The organism is Collinsella sp. CLA-ER-H7, from assembly GCF_040092345.1.
Classification (GTDB): domain Bacteria; phylum Actinomycetota; class Coriobacteriia; order Coriobacteriales; family Coriobacteriaceae; genus Collinsella.
In genome coordinates this window covers 1-16,976 of record NZ_JBBNLT010000008.1, presented here as the reverse complement: position 1 = coordinate 16,976, position 16,976 = coordinate 1, and the positions used below count along the sequence as shown (strand labels likewise).

The following is a 16,976-nucleotide window of genomic DNA, read 5'->3' as shown; positions in this document are numbered from 1 at the left end:
GCGATGTCGTTGAATCTGGGCAGCCTGGGCATGGAAGATGCCTCGTTTAACTTTGGCGGTTCCTACATCATGGCGCTCGACTGCGGCACCACCTCGGTACTTGCGACCATCGTCGACGAGTACGGCTGCATCGTCGCGCAGGCACGTCGTAGCGTCAAAACCAGCTTCCCGCGTCCCGGTTGGATAGAGCAAGACCCCATGGAGGTGCTTGCCAGCCAGATCGGCGTGATGATGGAGGTCCAGTTTAAGAGCGGCATCCATTCTGACCGCATCGCCGCCATCGGTATCTCCAACCAGCGCGAGACCACGGTGGTGTGGGACCGCATAAGCGGCCAACCCATCTATAACGCCATCGTGTGGCAATGCCGTCGCACCGCACCTCTGATCGACGAGCTGGTCGAGCGGGGCGCAGAAGAGCTGGTGCGCTCCCGCACGGGACTCACGCTCGATCCGTATTTCTCGGCTTCCAAGGTGCAGTGGATCCTCGACAACGTCGACGGTGCGCGTGAGAGCGCGGCGGCGGGCGACCTCATGTTCGGCACCATCGATACCTGGCTCATCTACAACCTCACCGGCAGTCAGGTCTTTGCCACCGACTACACCAATGCCAGCCGCACGGCGCTCTTTAATATCCATACGCTCGATTGGGACGACGACCTGCTGGCGCTCTTTGACGTTCCACGTTCCATGATGCCCGAGGTTCGTTGGAGCTCGGGCGACTACGGCCGCGTCGCGAGCGACATCATGACCAACATGCCGCCCATCATGGGCGTGGCGGGCGATCAGCAGGCGTCGCTGTTCGGCCACTGCTGCTTCCATCCCGGCCAGACCAAAAACACCTATGGCACGGGTTGCTTTATGCTCATGAACACCGGCGACGAGGTCGTCGAATCCAAGAACGGTCTGGTCTCCACGATCGGTATCGCCGCGGACGGCAAGATCAGCTATGCGCTCGAGGGTTCTATCTTTGCCGCCGGCTCAACCATGAACTGGCTGCGCAACAACATGGGCATCATCTCGAGTGTGAGCGAGTCCGCGCAACTCGCCGCTTCGATCAACGACAACGAGGGCTGCTACTTCGTCCCCGCCTTCGCTGGCCTGGGCGCTCCCTGGTGGGACCCGCGTGCCCGCGGTATCGTGTGCGGCCTGACCGGTGCCTCGAGTCGCGCGACCATTGTGCGTGCGGCCTGCGAGTCCATGGCCTACCAGAGTTATGACGTGCTGCGCGCCATGGAGCAGGACGTGGGACTTTCGATTGAGCGCCTGTCCGTCGATGGCGGCGCCTCACGCAACGAGTTCATCATGCAATTCCAGGCCGACCTGCTGGATATCCCCGTGCTGCAATGCGAGACGGTGGAGACCACGGCAATCGGTGCCGCGTACTTGGCGGGTCTTGCTGTCGGCTATTGGGAAGACCTTGAAGAGCTGGAGCAAAATGCCCAGATCGTTAGGACCTTCCTTCCCCATATGTCCGCCGAGCGTCGCGAGCAAAACCTTGCGGGCTGGCGTGATGCAGTCAAGCGCTCGCTCAGTACCGCACAGTAGGGCTGCGATGGGCTGCTCGATACAACAAACCGCTAAACTTATGCACGGCGCGCGGCAACAACATCGCCATGCGCCTTGTCAGCAAGGCCATCTTCCGGCCGCAACGAAAGGGGCAATCAACCCATGACCGTCACCTACGATACGTCCCGTGTGACCCTTGTCGATCACCCGCTCGTCCAGCATAAGCTGTCGATTCTGCGCGACAAAAACACCGGCACCAACCAGTTCCGCCAGCTCGTGCGCGAACTCGCACTTTTTGACGGCTACGAGGCCATGCGCGACCTGCCCATGGAAGACGTCGAAGTCGAGACCCCCATCACCACCGCAACGTTTAAGCAGCTCGCCGGCAAAAAGCTCGCCATCGTTCCCATTCTGCGTGCAGGCCTTGGCATGGTCGATGGCATCCTCGACTTGGTACCCTCCGCTCGCGTGGGCCACATCGGTATGGAGCGCGACGAGGTTACCCACGAGCCGCACGAGTATTACTGCAAGATGCCCAAGGATATCGACCAGCGCATCTGCCTGGTCGTCGACCCCATGCTCGCCACGGGCGGTTCGGCCGAGATGGCCATCAGCTACCTGCGCGAGCGCGGTGTCAAGGACATCCGCATGCTGTGCATCGTCGCTGCCCCCGAGGGCCTCAAGTCGCTGACCGAGAAGGACCCAGATGTGCATATCTATACCTGTGCTATCGACGACCATCTCAACGAGGCTGCCTACATCGTTCCCGGCCTGGGCGACGCCGGCGATCGCATCTACGGCACGCTCTAGTCGCTGGGCTAAGACGGCCGCGGCTGCAAATAGGAAGAAATGGTGCGCGCGGGCAAGTAGAAGACGCCTGTGCGCACCTTTAGTTAATGGACGTTTTGCCCCGCAGGGTTCGAGAAAAACGTATTACCGTACCTGCGGCATAAAGAAGGTCTTAAGAAAACGAACAGGTGCGTATTAACCGATGCTTTTTCGGTTGTACTTTAGCGATTGGCTCGTACAATAGTCACCAATGTTTGGCGGGAACTGTCCTGTGAGGCGATAAAAAAGGAAAGTGAGGACGCCAGTGTTTCAGATAGCCGATCTGCTCGCTATCGTTGCAGGTGCCATCGCGGGCGCGATTGCCTTCCTTCCCTTTGTCTTTACGCTCAAGCCGGTTCTTGACGATAAGCAGAATGCGGACATGCTCAAGGGTATGGTGAGTCTGGCGGTCTCGGCAATCGCTCTGCTCGTCTTTACCTTGGTTGTGTTTGTGTTGTTCGGAGAGGCATTTCGCATGTTCCTCCTGGGCGAGGCGATCGGCTTCGTGGCCTTTATGGCCGCCTGCGCGGTTCGCGTCGCCAAGGCGCTACGAGATCCTCATGAGGTCGAAAGGTAAGTCGTGGAAATTTTTGAAAAGCTGCCTGATGAGATTAATCATCTGGTCAGCGAGTTCAGCTCCACCCCTGTCGTGGGCGATCTGAGCTGCGGCATCACGCAGTACTCGTTTTGGCTGATCGTCTCCACGATCGTGCTCCTGATCGTCCTGGCCGTGTTCAAGAAGAAGCAGACCCTGGTCCCCAAGGGCTTCTTCGTCAACGGTTTCGAGTACATCATCGAGTACGTCGAGAACGATATCGGCAAGGGCGTCGTGGGTGAGAACTGGAAGAAGCACTTCCCGTTCCTGTGCTCGCTTTTCCTGTTCATCCTGATCAATAACATGATCGGCCTGATCCCGGGAATGAAGCCCGGCACCGGTGCAATCGGCTCCACCGCCGCGCTCGCCATCTTCGCCTTCGTGTACTTCATCTACTACGGATGCAAGGCTCACGGCGTGATCGGCTACATCAAGAGCCTCGCCCCGCAGGGCGTGAGCTTCCCGATGAACGTGCTCGTGTGGGTCGTCGAGCTTTTCTCGACCTTCCTGCGCCTCATCACGCTTGCCGTCCGTCTGTTCTGCAACATGTTCGCAGGACACGTGGTCATGGGCTCGTTCGCCATCATGGCGAGCATGTTCATGCAGCCGCTGCTTCAGCAGGTTTCCGCGGCCCACGCCGTCGGCGCCCTGCCTTCGCTGGCCTGGCTTGCCATCCTCATCCTGATCTATGCGATCGAGCTTGTGGTCGGCGCCATCCAGGCTTACGTCTTCACGGTCCTTACCGCCGTGTATGTCTCCGAGGCAGAGGAGGTCGCGGAGGAGGAGTAGTCTTCCGCTCGCGCCTTAATGGTAAGGCAATTCGTTAAACCGCCGGTGCCCGTACCCATGGAGCCCGGCAGTTATAAAAAGGTTATCCTGCGTGAAATAAGACACGCACGACAAAGGAGGAATCGTGGGAGTTATCGGTTACGGTCTTGGTGTTATCGGCGCTGGTCTTGCTATCGGCCTGTCTGCTCTGGGTGCTACGGGTGCTATGGCCCGTCAGCCTGAGGTCCAGGGCCGCGTGTTCACCGTCTTCATCATGGGCTCCGCCTTCGGCGAGGCTCTGGCTCTGATCGGCTTCGTTGTCGCGCTGATCGTTAAATAGCACGGAGCGTCAAGTATGAATCTTTCATCCCAGAAGAGCGCGATCGCACTCTCCGCGTCCGCGGCCGCGCTGCTCATGCCGGTTTCCGCGTTCGCCGAGGACGGCGCCGCCGGTGCGGACATCCTCATCCCTAAGATGGCGGAGTTCATCCCGGCGCTTATCGCCTTCCTGATTATCTGGATCGTGCTGGCCAAGGTCGCCCTGCCGGGCATCATGAAAACCATGGAGGAGCGCGGCAAGAAGATCGAGGAGAGCCTCGACGAGGCCGAGAAGACCAAGCAGGAGGCTATCGCCAAGCGCGCTGAGTCCGACTCGATCGTCACCGACGCCCGTCGTCAGGCTGCCGACATCGTTCTCGAGGCCCGTAAGGACGCCGAGTCCGAGCGTGCCCGTATCATCGAGGCTGCTCACAAGGAGGCCGAGGAGATCATCGCCAAGGCCCATACGACCGTCGAGGACGAGCGCAAGTCCATCTACGCCGGTGCCGCGAGCTCCATCGCCGACCTGTCCGTTGCCGTCGCCACCAAGATCGTGGGCGAGGCACTCGAGGACGATGCCGAGCAGAAGAAGCTCATCGAGCGCTACATCCAGGAAGCAGGTAGCCTGAATGCCGACTAGCCGCTATCAGGACAAGGTGCTCGAGACCTACGCGCGTTCCCTTTTGGAAGCCGCCAAGGCCGAGAACCATGTGTTCGAGGACCTCGAGATGGTCGAGCGCCTGGCCTCTGCCAGCCCCGAGATCATCGCCGTGCTCGACACCATGTCCAAGCGCGACCAGCTCGACCTTCTTCCCAAGGTGGCAGCTGCCTTTAAGTATGTTGCCGAGGAAGACGAGGATGTAGTGGGCGTGACCGTCACCACGGCGATCCCGCTCGACGACGAGCTGCGTCAAACCATCACTAAGAAATGCGAGCAGGACTTCGGCCGCAAGGTATTCCTTATCGAGCAGGTCGACCCGTCTATCGTGGGCGGCCTGGTGCTCGAGGCCCGCGGCGAGCGTCGTGACATTTCCGTCAAGACGCAGCTGCGCATCGCGCAGGAGACCCTCGCAAACTCTGCTAATTCGTACGGAGGTGAAGCCTAATGTCCGAAACCCTCAATGCCCAGGATATCGCCAAGAAACTGCAGGAGCAGCTCACGAGCCTCTCCGCGACGGTCGATACGCATGAGGTTTCAACGGTCGACGAGGTAGGCGACGGCATCGCGCGCGTCTCCGGCCTCAAGAGCGCCATGGCAGGCGAGCTTCTGGAGTTCAAGAGCTCCGATACCGGTGAGACCGTCTTCGGCCTTGCCCAGAACCTTGACCGTGACGAGGTCGGCGCCGTTCTGTTTGGTGCCGTCGACTCCATCAAGGAAGGCGACGAGTGCCGCACCACTGGCCGCATTATGGATATCCCCGTGAGCCGTGCCATGCTCGGCCGCGTCGTCAATCCGCTCGGCCAGCCCATCGACGGCCTGGGCGACATCGTTGCCACGCACCGTCGCCCCATCGAGTTCAAGGCTCCCGGCGTCATCGATCGTACCCCGGTGTGCGAGCCGGTTCAGACCGGTCTGCTCGCTATCGACTCCATGGTGCCTATTGGCCGCGGTCAGCGTGAGCTCATCATCGGCGACCGTAAGACCGGTAAGACCGCCATCGCCATCGACGCTATCCTCAACCAGCGCGGCAAGGGCATGGTCTGCATCTATGTCGCCATCGGCCAGAAGGCCTCCACGGTTGCCAACATCCGCGAGACCCTCGCTCAGCACGGTGCGCTCGACTACACCATCATCGTTTCGGCCACCGCTGCCGATTCCGCCCCTATGCAGTACATCGCGCCTATGGCCGGTGCCGCTATCGGCGAGTTCTTCATGTACAACGGCGAGGACGGTAAGCCCGCCAGCGAGACCAACCCCGGCGGCCACGTGCTCGTCATCTACGACGACCTGTCCAAGCAGGCTGTGGCCTACCGTCAGATGTCGCTGACGCTGCATCGTCCGCCCGGACGCGAGGCCTATCCTGGCGACATCTTCTACCTGCACTCTCGTCTGCTCGAGCGTGCCGTCAAGATGTCCAAGAAGAACGGTTACGGCTCCATGACGGCACTGCCGATCATCGAGACCCAGGACGGCGACGTCTCGGCCTACATTCCGACCAACGTCATTTCCATTACCGATGGTCAGATTTACCTGCAGTCCGAGCTCTTCTTCCAGGGTCAGCGCCCGGCAGTCGACGTGGGCATCTCCGTGTCCCGCGTCGGTGGCGATGCGCAGACCAAGGCCATGAAGCAGGTCGCCGGCAACCTCCGTCTGGACCTCGCTTCCTATCAGGAGCTCGCTGGCTTTACCCAGTTCGGCTCCGACCTCGACGAGGCTACTCAGAAGCAGCTGACCCATGGTGCCCGCATGACCGAGCTCCTGAAGCAGCCGCGCTACAAGCCGTTCGAGGTTGGCGAGCAGATCGTTACGCTGTTCGCTGGCAACGAGGGCTTCCTGGATGACCTGGAAATCTCCGACGTGCTGCCCTTCCGTGCCGAGCTCATCGAGTACATGGACAATGGCTTTGGCTCGCTGCTCGACAAGGTTCGCGCCAAGAAGATTGACGATGACACCAAGGCTGAGCTCCTGCGCGTCATCGGCGACTTTAAGCAGCAGTTCATGGCTAAGCACCATGCCGATACGACTGGATCAGAGGAGAACTAAGCCCTATGGCCAACCTTCGCGACATTAAGAAGCGAATCTCCTCGGTTACCACGACCAAGCAGATCACGCGCACGATGGAGATGGTCTCTACGGCCAAGATCCGTCGTGCCCTCGATCGCTCCAAGCAGGCCGAGCCCTATAAGGAGGCGCTGACCGACGTCATGTTGACGGTCGCCGGCGACGCCTCCTGTTCGGGCACCGATCCCATGCTGCAGAAGCATGAGAGTGTCAAGCATGGCCTGATTGTCGTTATTGCCTCGGACCGCGGCCTTGCCGGCGGTTTCAATACGACGGTGGAGCGCACGGCCGAAAAGCTCGCCGCTTCTTGGGCGAACGACGGCATCGAGTGCGAGATCATCGCGTGCGGGCGTAAGCCGGCCACGTATTTCCGTGACCGCGCAAACGTTGTCATGCACTTTGAGGGCAACTCCTCTGAGCCCGATTTCAATCAGGCCCGCATGATCTCCTCTCATATCTGCGATGCGTATCGTGCCGGTGAGCTTGACCGTGTCGAGCTTGTCTACCACCACGCCAAGAACCGCGTGGATCAGGAGCTTCGCGTCGAGCATCTGTTGCCGCTCGACCCCGAGATGATCGCTATGGCCCACGGTCCGCGTAAGAACGAGACCGACGCCCCTAAGCGCATCTCGTCCACGTTCGAGTTCGTGCCCTCTCCCGAGCATGTTCTCGGCAAGCTTGTGCCGTCTTATATCCTGACGGTCATCTACCAGGCCCTGATCGATTCGGCGGCTGCTGAGCAGGGTGCACGCCGCAAGGCCATGCACTCCGCGACGGAAAACGCCACCGCGATCATCTCGACCCTTACCCGCACGTATAGTCGCGTGCGCCAGGCTTCGATCACGACCGAGATTAACGAGATCGTCGGCGGAGCCTCAGCATTGGAGGAACAGTAATGGCTAATAACACCGTAAAGCTTGCGGTCGAGGAAGCCACCAAGAAGACGACTGCCGGTGATGGTCGCATCGTGCGAATCATCGGCCCTGTCGTCGACGTCAAGTTTGACGGCGCGGTGCCCCCGATCTACAACGCGCTCACGGTCGAGGCCGAGACCCCGATCGGTCATCTGAGCACGATCCTCGAGGTCGAGAGCCAGCTTCCGGGCGGCGTCGTCCGCACGGTCGCCATGTCCTCGACCGACGGCCTGCAGCGCGGCCTCATCGCCACCGATACCGGTGAGCCCATGAAGATGCCCGTTGGCCCCAAGACGCTCGGCCGCATTTGGAACGTCATGGGCAAGCCCGTCGACGGCAAGCCCATGCCCGAGGTGGAGGAGTTCTACCCCATCCACCATGCAGCGCCCCGTTTCGACGAGCTCACCACCAAGACCGAGATTTTCGAGACCGGCATCAAGGCCGTCGACCTGCTCGAGCCCTACATCCGTGGCGGCAAGACAGGTCTGTTCGGCGGCGCCGGCGTCGGCAAGACCGTTCTGATTCAGGAGCTCATCAACAACCTCGCCCAGGAGCACGGTGGTACCTCGGTGTTCACCGGCGTCGGCGAGCGTACCCGCGAGGGCACCGACCTGTTCCTCGAGATGAGCGAGTCTGGCGTTATCGACAAGACCTGCTTGGTCTATGGTCAGATGAACGAGCCGCCCGGAGCGCGTCTGCGCATCGGTCTGGCCGGCCTTACCACCGCTGAGTACTTCCGCGATCGCGGCCAGGACGTTCTGCTGTTCATCGACAACATCTTCCGCTTCTCCCAGGCAGGTTCCGAGGTTTCCGCACTGCTGGGCCGTATGCCGTCCGCCGTTGGTTACCAGCCCACGCTGGCAACCGAGATGGGCGACCTCCAGGAGCGCATTACCTCGACCAAGACGGGCTCCATTACCTCCGTCCAGGCTGTCTACGTCCCCGCAGACGACCTGACCGACCCGGCGCCTGCCACGACGTTTACGCACCTCGATGCCACCACGGTTCTTTCGCGTAGCATTTCGTCGCTCGGCCTGTTCCCGGCTATCGACCCGCTTGCGTCTTCCTCCGACGCTCTCGATCCCTCGATCGTCGGCGAGGAGCACTACCGTGTCGCCGTCAAGGTCCAGGAGCTCCTGCAGGAGTACTCCGACCTTCAGGACATCATCGCCATTCTGGGTATGGACGAGCTGTCCGAGGAGCAGCGCCTTACGGTCAACCGTGCCCGTAAGATTCAGCAGTTCCTCTCGCAGTCCTTCCACGTCGCCGAGAAGTTCACCGGCAACCCCGGTGTCTACGTCCGCGTCGAGGATACCGTCCGCTCTTTCGCCGAGATTGTCGACGGCAAGGCCGATGACCTGCCCGAGCAGGCTTTCCGCTATGCTTCCACGATTGAGGACGTGCGCGAGCGCGCCCGCAAGATGGGGGAGAAGTAGGTTATGCGTATCCGCATCGTGTGCCCCGTGAGCTGCGCCTATGAGGGCGACGCTGCGTTTGTGTCGATTCCGTCCACGGATGGCGAGTTTGGCGTCCTGCCCGCTCACTCCAGCGAGATCTGCACGATCGACCGCGGTTACGTTCGCGTTTCCGATAAGGCCATGGGCACTGTCGACCACACGTTTGCCGTGGCCGGCGGCTATGCCCAGGTTGCGGACGATGTCGTGACCGTTCTCGCCGAGCGCGCTTGCGATTTGGCGACCGTCGATGCCGACAAGCTTAAAGCTGATATTCAAGGTTTTGAAGAGAAGCTGGGTAATTTGTCGGAGGATGATGCACGCCGCGCCTACCTCTATAATGAAATCGCATGGTGTAAGCTCAAGCTTGCCCAATAGTCAAACGATTTAGCGTTCGACCATTTGCGAACACATCATGCCCGGGATGGCCCAGCCATCCCGGGCATGCTTTTTGAAAGGGTAGACCTTGGATATTATCCGCGTTGAGGGTGGCCACGCCATCGGAGGCTCCGTGCCCGTCTCGGGTGCCAAGAACTCCGCACTCAAACTCATGGCGGCAACGCTTCTGGCGCCGGGCAAGACGACGCTGCAGAACGTGCCCGATATTTCCGATGTCCACGTGATGGGCAAGGTGCTCAAGGGCATGGGCGCTACGATCGATGTTCTCGACGAGCACACGCTCGAGATTGATACCTCTCAGGTCGATTCTTGGGAGGCCCCCTACGAGCTCGTTGCCAAGATGCGTGCTTCCACAGCCGTGATGGGACCCCTGCTGGGTCGCTTCCATCGCGCCAAGATCGCCATGCCGGGCGGCTGCAACCTGGGTGCTCGCAAGATCGATATGCACATTCTTGGTCTTGAGGCCCTGGGCGTTGAGTTCGATACCGCCCACGGTTACATCAACGCTAATGCGCCCCAAGGTCTGCGCGGTACCACCGTCACGCTCGAGTTCGCCAGTGTCGGTGCGACCGAGAACCTCATTATGGCATCCGTGCGCGCGAAGGGTACCACGGTTATCGACAATGCCGCCCGCGAGCCCGAGATCGTCGATCTCGCCAACATGCTCAACGAGATGGGCGCTAAGATTGTCGGCGCCGGTACGCCTGTCGTGACCATCGAGGGCGTGGAAGAGCTGCATCCCGTTACCCATCGCGTAGTGGGCGACCGCATCGAGGCCGGCACCTTTATCGTCGCCGGTGCGTTGATGGCCGACGATCGCGGTGTCGACGTCACGGGTTTTTGCCCCATTCACTTGGGCATGGTGCTCAAGAAGATGGAGCTCATGGGTATCGACTGCGAGCGCGTCGAGGATGGCGTCCATGTAAACCGTGCCGAGCGTATCAAGCCGGTCGACATCCAGACGCTTCCGTTCCCCGGCTTCCCGACGGACATGCAGGCGCAGATTATGGTGCTCTCCGCCCTTGCCGATGGTAGCTCCGTTATCACCGAGAACATCTTCGAGAATCGCTTTATGTTTGCCTCTGAGCTGGTGCGCATGGGTGCCGACATTCGTATCGAGAGCCATCATGCCATGATTCATGGCGTCAAGGGCTTCTCAGGTGCACAGGTTACCTCGCCCGATCTGCGTGGCGGAGCGGCCCTCGTCGTAGCGGGCTTGATCGCCGACGGGACGACCGAGGTTTCGGCCATCCATCACATCAAGCGCGGCTACGAGCGGGTTGTCGAAAAGCTGCAGGCGCTCGGCGCGCATGTCGAGCATGCTACCGTCCCCGATCCCGTCATCTACTAATACAGGTTGCCTATGTTTAATAAAAAGCCCCTCGCGGATACCACCGCCCGAAGACCCTCAACTGGTGCGCAGGCCAAGATCTACAGTCGCGATAACGTGGCTCGCTATTCCGAGCGCGCTCGCCAACGTCGTCGTAGCCACACGATTCGTCACGTCGCGCTCATTGTCGTGCTTGGCGTGCTGCTGAGTGCCACTACCGCTGCCGGCCTGTGGTTTGCCACCATTATGGGCAAGCTCGGCGATTCTAATGTCATTACCGACAATCTGCGTCGGGTTCTGGTTGACACCGATGAGGCAAAGGATCCGTTCTACGTGCTGCTTCTTGGCACCGACGGCCGTCCGGGCGAGGATACGTACCGTGCCGACTCGATTATCCTGGCACGCATTGATCCCACGCAAAAGCAGGCGACGCTCATTTCCGTTCCGCGCGACACCAAGGTCGAGTACAAGGGCGAGACCATGAAGATCAACGCCTGCCATACCGTTGGCGGCGCCGAGGCCATGGTCGAGGCTGTCAACGAGCTGTGCGGTGTTCAGATTTCCCACTATGCCGAGGTCAGCTTCGACGGTATGCAGGCGCTGATTGATTCGGTTGGCGGTATCGACATTAACGCAACCGATGATGTTGACGACCCCGAGCACCTGGATATTAAGATTACCGCTGGTCAGCAACATATGGACGGCGCCACCGCCCTTACCTATGCCCGCTGCCGCTACACCTATGCCGACGGCGATTACACGCGCATGCGCCACCAGCGTCAGGTGCTTGGCGCCCTTGCCAACCAGATTCTCAATAACTTCGATGCCACGAAGATCTTTGGCCTGGTTAATTCGCTGTCCGATATGCTCGTAACCGATATGAGCGTTCAGGATATCGTGGCTACGGTCAACGCCATGCGCGGTATGGATGTCGACGGTATCTACTCGGCCAACCTGCCCTCGTACGCCGACGACAGCACCATGATTGACGGTGTGAGCTACGTCTTTGTCTACGAGGACGAGCTCAAGGAAATGATGGAGCGCGTCGATGCCGGCAAGGATCCCAAGGGTCCCAACACCATGGGTCTTTCCGACGGTTCTAGCTCTACGATCGGCGACCTGAACAACAACACGTCTGACGACTACGCAAACGGTACCGCAACCTCATCGGTCAGCTCTGACGATTCCGATGGCTCAAGCGATTCGAGCGATTCGGACTACTACGAAGAGCCCACCGGCGACGGTAACGGCTACGAGGCCAACTATTAGAGTTACGCGGGCTTACCAGCCCGCGTAACGGCTCGACGCTGCGCGGGCCGCATTTGGACAATCTGACGTTCAACTTCAAGGGCGCGACCAGAAGGTCAGCGCCCTTTCGTTTCACGTCACCTTGTCTCAAATGCGACCCACTCGCTGTCGTTGCCAAAACATCGGCGTAACACTTGGCACATGGGTAGTCATTGGGGACGTTCTTAAACGACTGGTCAAAGGGGACACTCTTGATGCACTTGGCACTTGGGGACGTTCCTTTTGTGCCGGCAGTTTGGGACACTCCTTGCGTTAAGAGGCTGGCGTGCGTCAACCTATTCTCGTTGCAGTAAAAAAATCGCCCCGTTCTCGGTTGAGGACGGGGCAATTCGTCTTTTGGACTTGTGCAGCCAGGCTTATGCAAAGCGGGCGACGAGCTCCTGGAGCACGTCGGTCATCTTGACGAGCGAACTGACCGGGACGAACTCGTTGACGCCGTGGTAGCAATAGCCGCCGGTGGAAAGGTTGGGGCAGGGCAGACCGCGGAACGACAGCTGAGCGCCGTCGGTGCCGCCACGAATCGGCAGCACTTGGGGCTCAACGCCGCAGGCAAGGTAGGCTTCCTTGGCAACATCAATAAGCTCGGGATAGTCACGAACGATCTCGGCCATATTTCGATACTGCTGCTTAATCTCGACTGTCACGCGCTCCTCACCCAGACGCTGGTTGAGCATCGAGGCGGCGGCATCAATAAGGTCGAGTTTCTGCTGGAACTTGGCGGCGTCATGGTCGCGGACGATATAGCGCGCTGTGGCGTGATCGACGGTCGCAGATACACCCTCAAGGTGATAAAAGCCCTCGTAGCCTTCCGTATACTCCGGGCGCTGCACGTAGGGGAGCAACGCGTTGAAGTCGCAGAACAGATTGCCTGCGTTGACCATACGGCCCTTAGCGTCGCCCGGGTGGATGGACTGGCCCTCAAAGCGGACGGTCGCCTCGGCGGCGTTAAAGCACTCCCACTCCAGCTCGCCGATGGGGCCGCCGTCGACCGTGTAGGCGTACTTGCAGCCAAAGGTATCGATATCCAACAGCTCGGCTCCGTGGCCGATCTCCTCGTCAGGGCAGAAGCAAATGCCGAGTGCGGGATGGGGCAGAGAAGGGTCCTGAGCGATACGCGCGACAAGCGACATGATCTCGGCGACGCCTGCCTTGTCGTCCGCGCCCAGCAGCGTGGTGCCATCGCTGCAGACCAGGTCCTCACCTGCGAGGTCGTTCAGGGCGGGAAGCTTGGCGGTACTCATGGCAACGGGCTTACCGTCAACCGTGCCGCAGACCAGGTCGCCGCCTTCGTAGTGTACGATGTGCGGCTTCACGCCGGCGCCCAGTGCAACTTCGGTGGTGTCGAGATGGGCGATCAGGCCCAGGGCGGGCTTGTCCTCAGCGCCCGCACTTGCGGGGATATGCGCGCAGACATAGGCGTGCTCGGTCACGTGGGCATCTTCCGCACCAAGCTCGCGCAGCTCTTCAGCCAGCACGTTGGCAAGGTCAAACTGAACGGCGCTCGAGGGTACCTGGTCGCAGTTTGCATCCTCGGACTGCGTGTTGATCTGGACGTAGCGCAAAAAGCGCTCGAGGACATCGGGGCTCGTGGTGGTGTTTTCCATAAAGACCGCTCCAATCTTGGTCGTCGTGTGCAACAAGAACTCTAGCACGGTATGCCACGGCATACCACGACGCTTGGATGGGGTAGAATCAGCCATTGAATGCAGAAGGGACGGAAGATCATGGATACGACAAATAGCTCGCGCGAACTACATCTGACGGTGGCGAACGAAGACTACTTGGAGTGCATGGTTCGCATTGAAAGCGAAGAGGGGGAAACCAACGGCGTGCGATCGGTCGACATCGCGCAGCGCCTTGGCGTCTCCAAGGCATCGGTCAATAAAGCGGTTTCGGCGCTTAAGGCATCCGAGCTTGTCGAGCAATCGCACTATGGCAAGGTAATCCTGACCGATCGCGGCCGCGAGGTTGGCACGGCTATCTGGTACCGTCATCGCCTCATCCGCACGTTTTTGGTTCAGGAGCTCGGTGTCGAATTTGAGCGAGCCGATTCCGAGGCCTGCATGATGGAGCATGCGCTATCCGAGGACACGATGAGCCGCTGGCTCGCCTATCTCGAAAAGCAGGGAATCAGTGTCGAGGAATAGCGGGATATATATGGATACGAGTTATTACAACCGCTTTGGTGCCGAGGAACTTACGCGCCGCTTGTCGAGCGAGACCTTGTTGGCGCAGGGTCCCATGGGCAGTGTTCTGTTGAGTGAGTACGATGCCGCCGACATTCCACCGGCGTTTTGGAATCTGGCAGAGCCGCAGACCGTTTCTCGTATCCATCGCTTGTATGTCGCCGCCGGCGCGCAGGTGCTCATTACCAACACCTTTCAGGCATCGAGCTATGCCCTCAAGCACGACCAGATTGCGCCGTCCGTGGCGGAGGTCAATCGCGGGGCCGTCGACGATGCCCGCCAGGCGCACCCTCAGCTGCTGCTAGGCTCGATGGGCCCGATCGGTATTGAGTGGTTTGCCGAGGACTCTGCCGAGTATCGTGAAATCCGAGGCATTGCGCGCGAACAGGCGCACACCTTGCTCAACGCCGGCGTTGACGGTCTGCTGATCGAGACGGTGACGTCTATCCGTAATTTGCAGCCCATGCTTGCCGGCGCCCGAGATGCCGCCGATGGCATGCCTGTTCTGGTGAGTTTTGTCGTTGACGATAAAGGCGACCTGTTGGGCGATGGCCTCAACATCGAGGCAGCCGTTTTGTACGCCGAAAAACACGGCGCAAACTCGGTTGGTGTTAATTGCTGTCCGCTTGCGGCCGCGAACGCGGCGGTGCCCAGGATGGTTGCATCGGCGACTACTCCCGTCACGGTGCGTCCCAACGTAGGTGATCCGGTCCAGACTCAGGATGGCCCCGTATGGCACGAGAACCCCGAAGCTTTCGCGCGCGCATGCATCGAATGGAGACATGCCGGCGCCGCAATGGTGGGCAGTTGCTGTGGAACCACGGCAATCACTACGGCCGCGATGGCCGAGGCGCTCGATATATAAAGGGCAAAACCGCTCCATACGGGGCGGTTTTTTTATTGCTTGCATGTCCTCGGCAGCATTTGCCCAAATGGTGAATGCTGGTGCCGGCAGGTTGCCGAGTGCATGTTGCGGGTATACCCCATGCGTACCATGATCCAAACACTGCGAGGTGTCTGCGCGTGTGCGCGATAATTCATTTTGGAACTGACGGTTGGCGCGCTCGCGTCGATGAGGACTTCACTGCCGATAACGTTGCCCGTATCGCCGATGCCGTCGGCGAGTTGTGGCAAAAGACCAATCCGGGCAAAACGGTATATATAGGGTTCGATACCCGGCCCCTGGCGCGCGAGTTCGCTGAGTTTGCGGCGGGCGTGCTAGCAGCGCACGGGCTGGACACCGTGCTCGCTTCGCGACCTGTTCCGACCCCTGCCCTTACGTGGGCGGCGGCTTATGACGGTGAGGCGTGCGGCGCGCTCATGGTGACGGGGTCCCATCATCCGCAGGGCTATCTGTGCCTCAAGATTCGCATGGGTGACGGCTCGACCGCCAACCAGGATGTCATCGAAGAGCTCGAAGAGACCATGGCTCCCGAGCCAATGGGGATCGAGGGGCAATATCGCACCGCGGATATCATTCCTGACTATATGCAGGCGGTGGCATCGTTTGTCGATGCCGAAGCCATCCGCGCCGCGCACTTGCGCGTGGTTGTCGATCCCATGGGCGGCGCAGCCCAGGGCTATCTAGCCGACTTGCTGCGCGAGCTTGGCGTTGAGGTGCACGAGATTCACGCCGGGCAGGCGTCTGATCAAGAAGATATCTGCCCCGACCCCGTTGAGCCTTGGGTGGACACTTGCGAGCGCACGGTTATCGAGGACGGAGCTTGCGCTGGCCTGGTGACCGACGGCGACGCCGACCGTATCGGCGCGGTTGACGAGCGCGGCAGATATATACATCCGCATCAGATCATGGCGCTCGTTTTGGGCGACTTGGTTCAATTTCGTAATTTGGAGGGGCGCGTCGTCGTCAATCTTTCATGCTCGACGCTCGTACGTCGCATTGCCGAGGCGCTTGGCTGCCGCGTGACCGTCAAACCAGTCGGTTTCAAATATATAGCGGCGGAGATGAAGAAGGGCGGCGTCCTCATAGGCGGCGAAGAAGCCGGTGGTATCGGCATCGCCGCGCATATGCCCGAGCGCGATGGAATCCTCGCCTGTCTGATTCTGTGTGAGCTTATGGCAAAGACGGACGCGCCTTTGGGCGTTCTGGTCGACCAACTCGAGGACAGTTTTGGTAAGACGAGTTACGGTCGACGCGATTTGCGCCTTGAGGCCGAAGATACCGAAACGTTACGAACCCTGCTGCCGGGCGTAAACCCCAAGTCGATTTGTGGCAAGGTGCCGCAAAACGTTAGTCATATGGACGGCTTGCGTCTGTCATTCGAGGATGACACGTGGCTGCTGGTCCGTCCTAGCGGGACCGAACCAGTGGTGCGCGTCTACGCCGAGGGGTTCTCGGTGGAAGAACGTGATGAGTTGCTCGATGCTGGCTGTGCTTTAGCTAGGGGGACGTATCCGCTTTAACCATGAGACTGCCTTATATAAAGAGATGCTCGGCGAGCGGTAGTTGACGGCTGGCAAACGTTAGTCGGATCACAAGATGTGTAGGAAATGTGTACGCCCAGATTCCCGCCCACGGCGCCCCTCCGGTCTGGCAATATATCTCCTTGCCGCGCGGCCCGGTCGAACCGGATCAGCCGCGGGGCGTGCACCTTGAGAACCGGATACTGCGAGGATGGACACACCAG

At 60.1% G+C, this 16,976-nt stretch carries 17 protein-coding genes; 16 read left to right on the top strand and 1 reads right to left on the bottom strand.

What is annotated here, in order from left to right; genetic code table 11:
* The first annotated feature begins 3 nt into the window (after positions 1 to 3).
* From glpK to AAAX75_RS05805, 13 genes are all read left to right on the top strand, one after another.
* The gene (gene glpK / locus AAAX75_RS05865) at positions 4 to 1,545 is read left to right on the top strand and encodes a glycerol kinase GlpK (protein ID WP_217750679.1); all 1,542 of its coding nucleotides are present in this window, start codon (positions 4 to 6) and stop codon (positions 1,543 to 1,545) included.
* Between the two features lie 123 nt (positions 1,546 to 1,668).
* A complete protein-coding gene (gene upp, locus AAAX75_RS05860; protein ID WP_117746943.1) occupies positions 1,669 to 2,316 on the top strand; it encodes a uracil phosphoribosyltransferase in 648 nt (215 codons plus the stop codon).
* Positions 2,317 to 2,599: 283 nt separating this feature from the next.
* On the top strand, positions 2,600 to 2,911 hold the full coding sequence (locus AAAX75_RS05855) for a hypothetical protein (protein ID WP_035138788.1): 312 nt from the start codon (positions 2,600 to 2,602) through the stop codon (positions 2,909 to 2,911).
* Positions 2,912 to 2,914: 3 nt separating this feature from the next.
* Complete coding sequence (atpB, locus tag AAAX75_RS05850) at positions 2,915 to 3,718, top strand: F0F1 ATP synthase subunit A (RefSeq protein WP_022094263.1); 804 nt, start codon at positions 2,915 to 2,917, stop codon at positions 3,716 to 3,718.
* A 124-nt stretch (positions 3,719 to 3,842) separates the two neighbouring features.
* Positions 3,843 to 4,037: an ATP synthase subunit C gene (locus AAAX75_RS05845; protein ID WP_022094262.1), complete on the top strand. Its 195-nt coding sequence runs from the start codon at positions 3,843 to 3,845 to the stop codon at positions 4,035 to 4,037.
* Between the two features lie 15 nt (positions 4,038 to 4,052).
* Positions 4,053 to 4,655 carry a F0F1 ATP synthase subunit B gene (gene atpF / locus AAAX75_RS05840; RefSeq protein WP_006235712.1) on the top strand — a complete coding sequence of 201 codons (603 nt, stop codon included), beginning with the start codon at positions 4,053 to 4,055 and terminating at the stop codon, positions 4,653 to 4,655.
* Positions 4,645 to 5,121, top strand: a complete 477-nt coding sequence (locus AAAX75_RS05835; RefSeq protein ID WP_035138792.1) for a F0F1 ATP synthase subunit delta — start codon at positions 4,645 to 4,647, stop codon at positions 5,119 to 5,121. The genes atpF and AAAX75_RS05835 overlap by 11 nt, the downstream gene beginning before the upstream one ends.
* A complete protein-coding gene (gene atpA, locus AAAX75_RS05830; protein WP_195521257.1) occupies positions 5,121 to 6,719 on the top strand; it encodes a F0F1 ATP synthase subunit alpha in 1,599 nt (532 codons plus the stop codon). Before AAAX75_RS05835 ends, atpA begins: the two co-directional genes overlap by 1 nt.
* Before the next feature lie 5 nt (positions 6,720 to 6,724).
* Entirely contained in the window at positions 6,725 to 7,633 is a 909-nt protein-coding gene (atpG, locus tag AAAX75_RS05825; protein ID WP_006235716.1) for an ATP synthase F1 subunit gamma, read from the top strand.
* Positions 7,633 to 9,087: a F0F1 ATP synthase subunit beta gene (gene atpD / locus AAAX75_RS05820; RefSeq protein ID WP_006235717.1), complete on the top strand. Its 1,455-nt coding sequence runs from the start codon at positions 7,633 to 7,635 to the stop codon at positions 9,085 to 9,087. The genes atpG and atpD overlap by 1 nt, the downstream gene beginning before the upstream one ends.
* 3 nt (positions 9,088 to 9,090) lie before the next feature.
* Positions 9,091 to 9,483, top strand: coding sequence for an ATP synthase F1 subunit epsilon (atpC, locus tag AAAX75_RS05815; RefSeq protein ID WP_006235718.1), 393 nt, complete (start codon positions 9,091 to 9,093; stop codon positions 9,481 to 9,483).
* Between the two features lie 88 nt (positions 9,484 to 9,571).
* Complete coding sequence (murA, locus tag AAAX75_RS05810) at positions 9,572 to 10,855, top strand: UDP-N-acetylglucosamine 1-carboxyvinyltransferase (RefSeq protein ID WP_349091403.1); 1,284 nt, start codon at positions 9,572 to 9,574, stop codon at positions 10,853 to 10,855.
* A gap of 12 nt (positions 10,856 to 10,867) precedes the next feature.
* Positions 10,868 to 12,103 carry an LCP family protein gene (locus AAAX75_RS05805; RefSeq protein WP_349091402.1) on the top strand — a complete coding sequence of 412 codons (1,236 nt, stop codon included), beginning with the start codon at positions 10,868 to 10,870 and terminating at the stop codon, positions 12,101 to 12,103.
* Positions 12,104 to 12,498: 395 nt separating this feature from the next.
* Here AAAX75_RS05805 and pepT read toward each other — a convergent pair whose 3' ends face one another.
* Positions 12,499 to 13,746: a peptidase T gene (pepT, locus tag AAAX75_RS05800; protein WP_349091400.1), complete on the bottom strand. Its 1,248-nt coding sequence runs from the start codon at positions 13,744 to 13,746 to the stop codon at positions 12,499 to 12,501.
* A 120-nt stretch (positions 13,747 to 13,866) separates the two neighbouring features.
* On the opposite strand from pepT, the gene AAAX75_RS05795 reads away from it, so the two are divergent.
* The 3 genes from AAAX75_RS05795 (at position 13,867) to AAAX75_RS05785 (ending at position 16,752) form a co-directional block, all read left to right on the top strand.
* Positions 13,867 to 14,289 (top strand): metal-dependent transcriptional regulator, encoded by a 423-nt coding sequence (locus AAAX75_RS05795; RefSeq protein WP_040359600.1) that lies wholly within the window; start codon positions 13,867 to 13,869, stop codon positions 14,287 to 14,289.
* Between the two features lie 10 nt (positions 14,290 to 14,299).
* Positions 14,300 to 15,193 carry a homocysteine S-methyltransferase family protein gene (locus AAAX75_RS05790; protein ID WP_349091399.1) on the top strand — a complete coding sequence of 298 codons (894 nt, stop codon included), beginning with the start codon at positions 14,300 to 14,302 and terminating at the stop codon, positions 15,191 to 15,193.
* Between the two features lie 158 nt (positions 15,194 to 15,351).
* A complete protein-coding gene (locus AAAX75_RS05785) occupies positions 15,352 to 16,752 on the top strand; it encodes a phosphoglucomutase/phosphomannomutase family protein (protein ID WP_349091398.1) in 1,401 nt (466 codons plus the stop codon).
* Positions 16,753 to 16,976 lie beyond the last annotated feature (224 nt).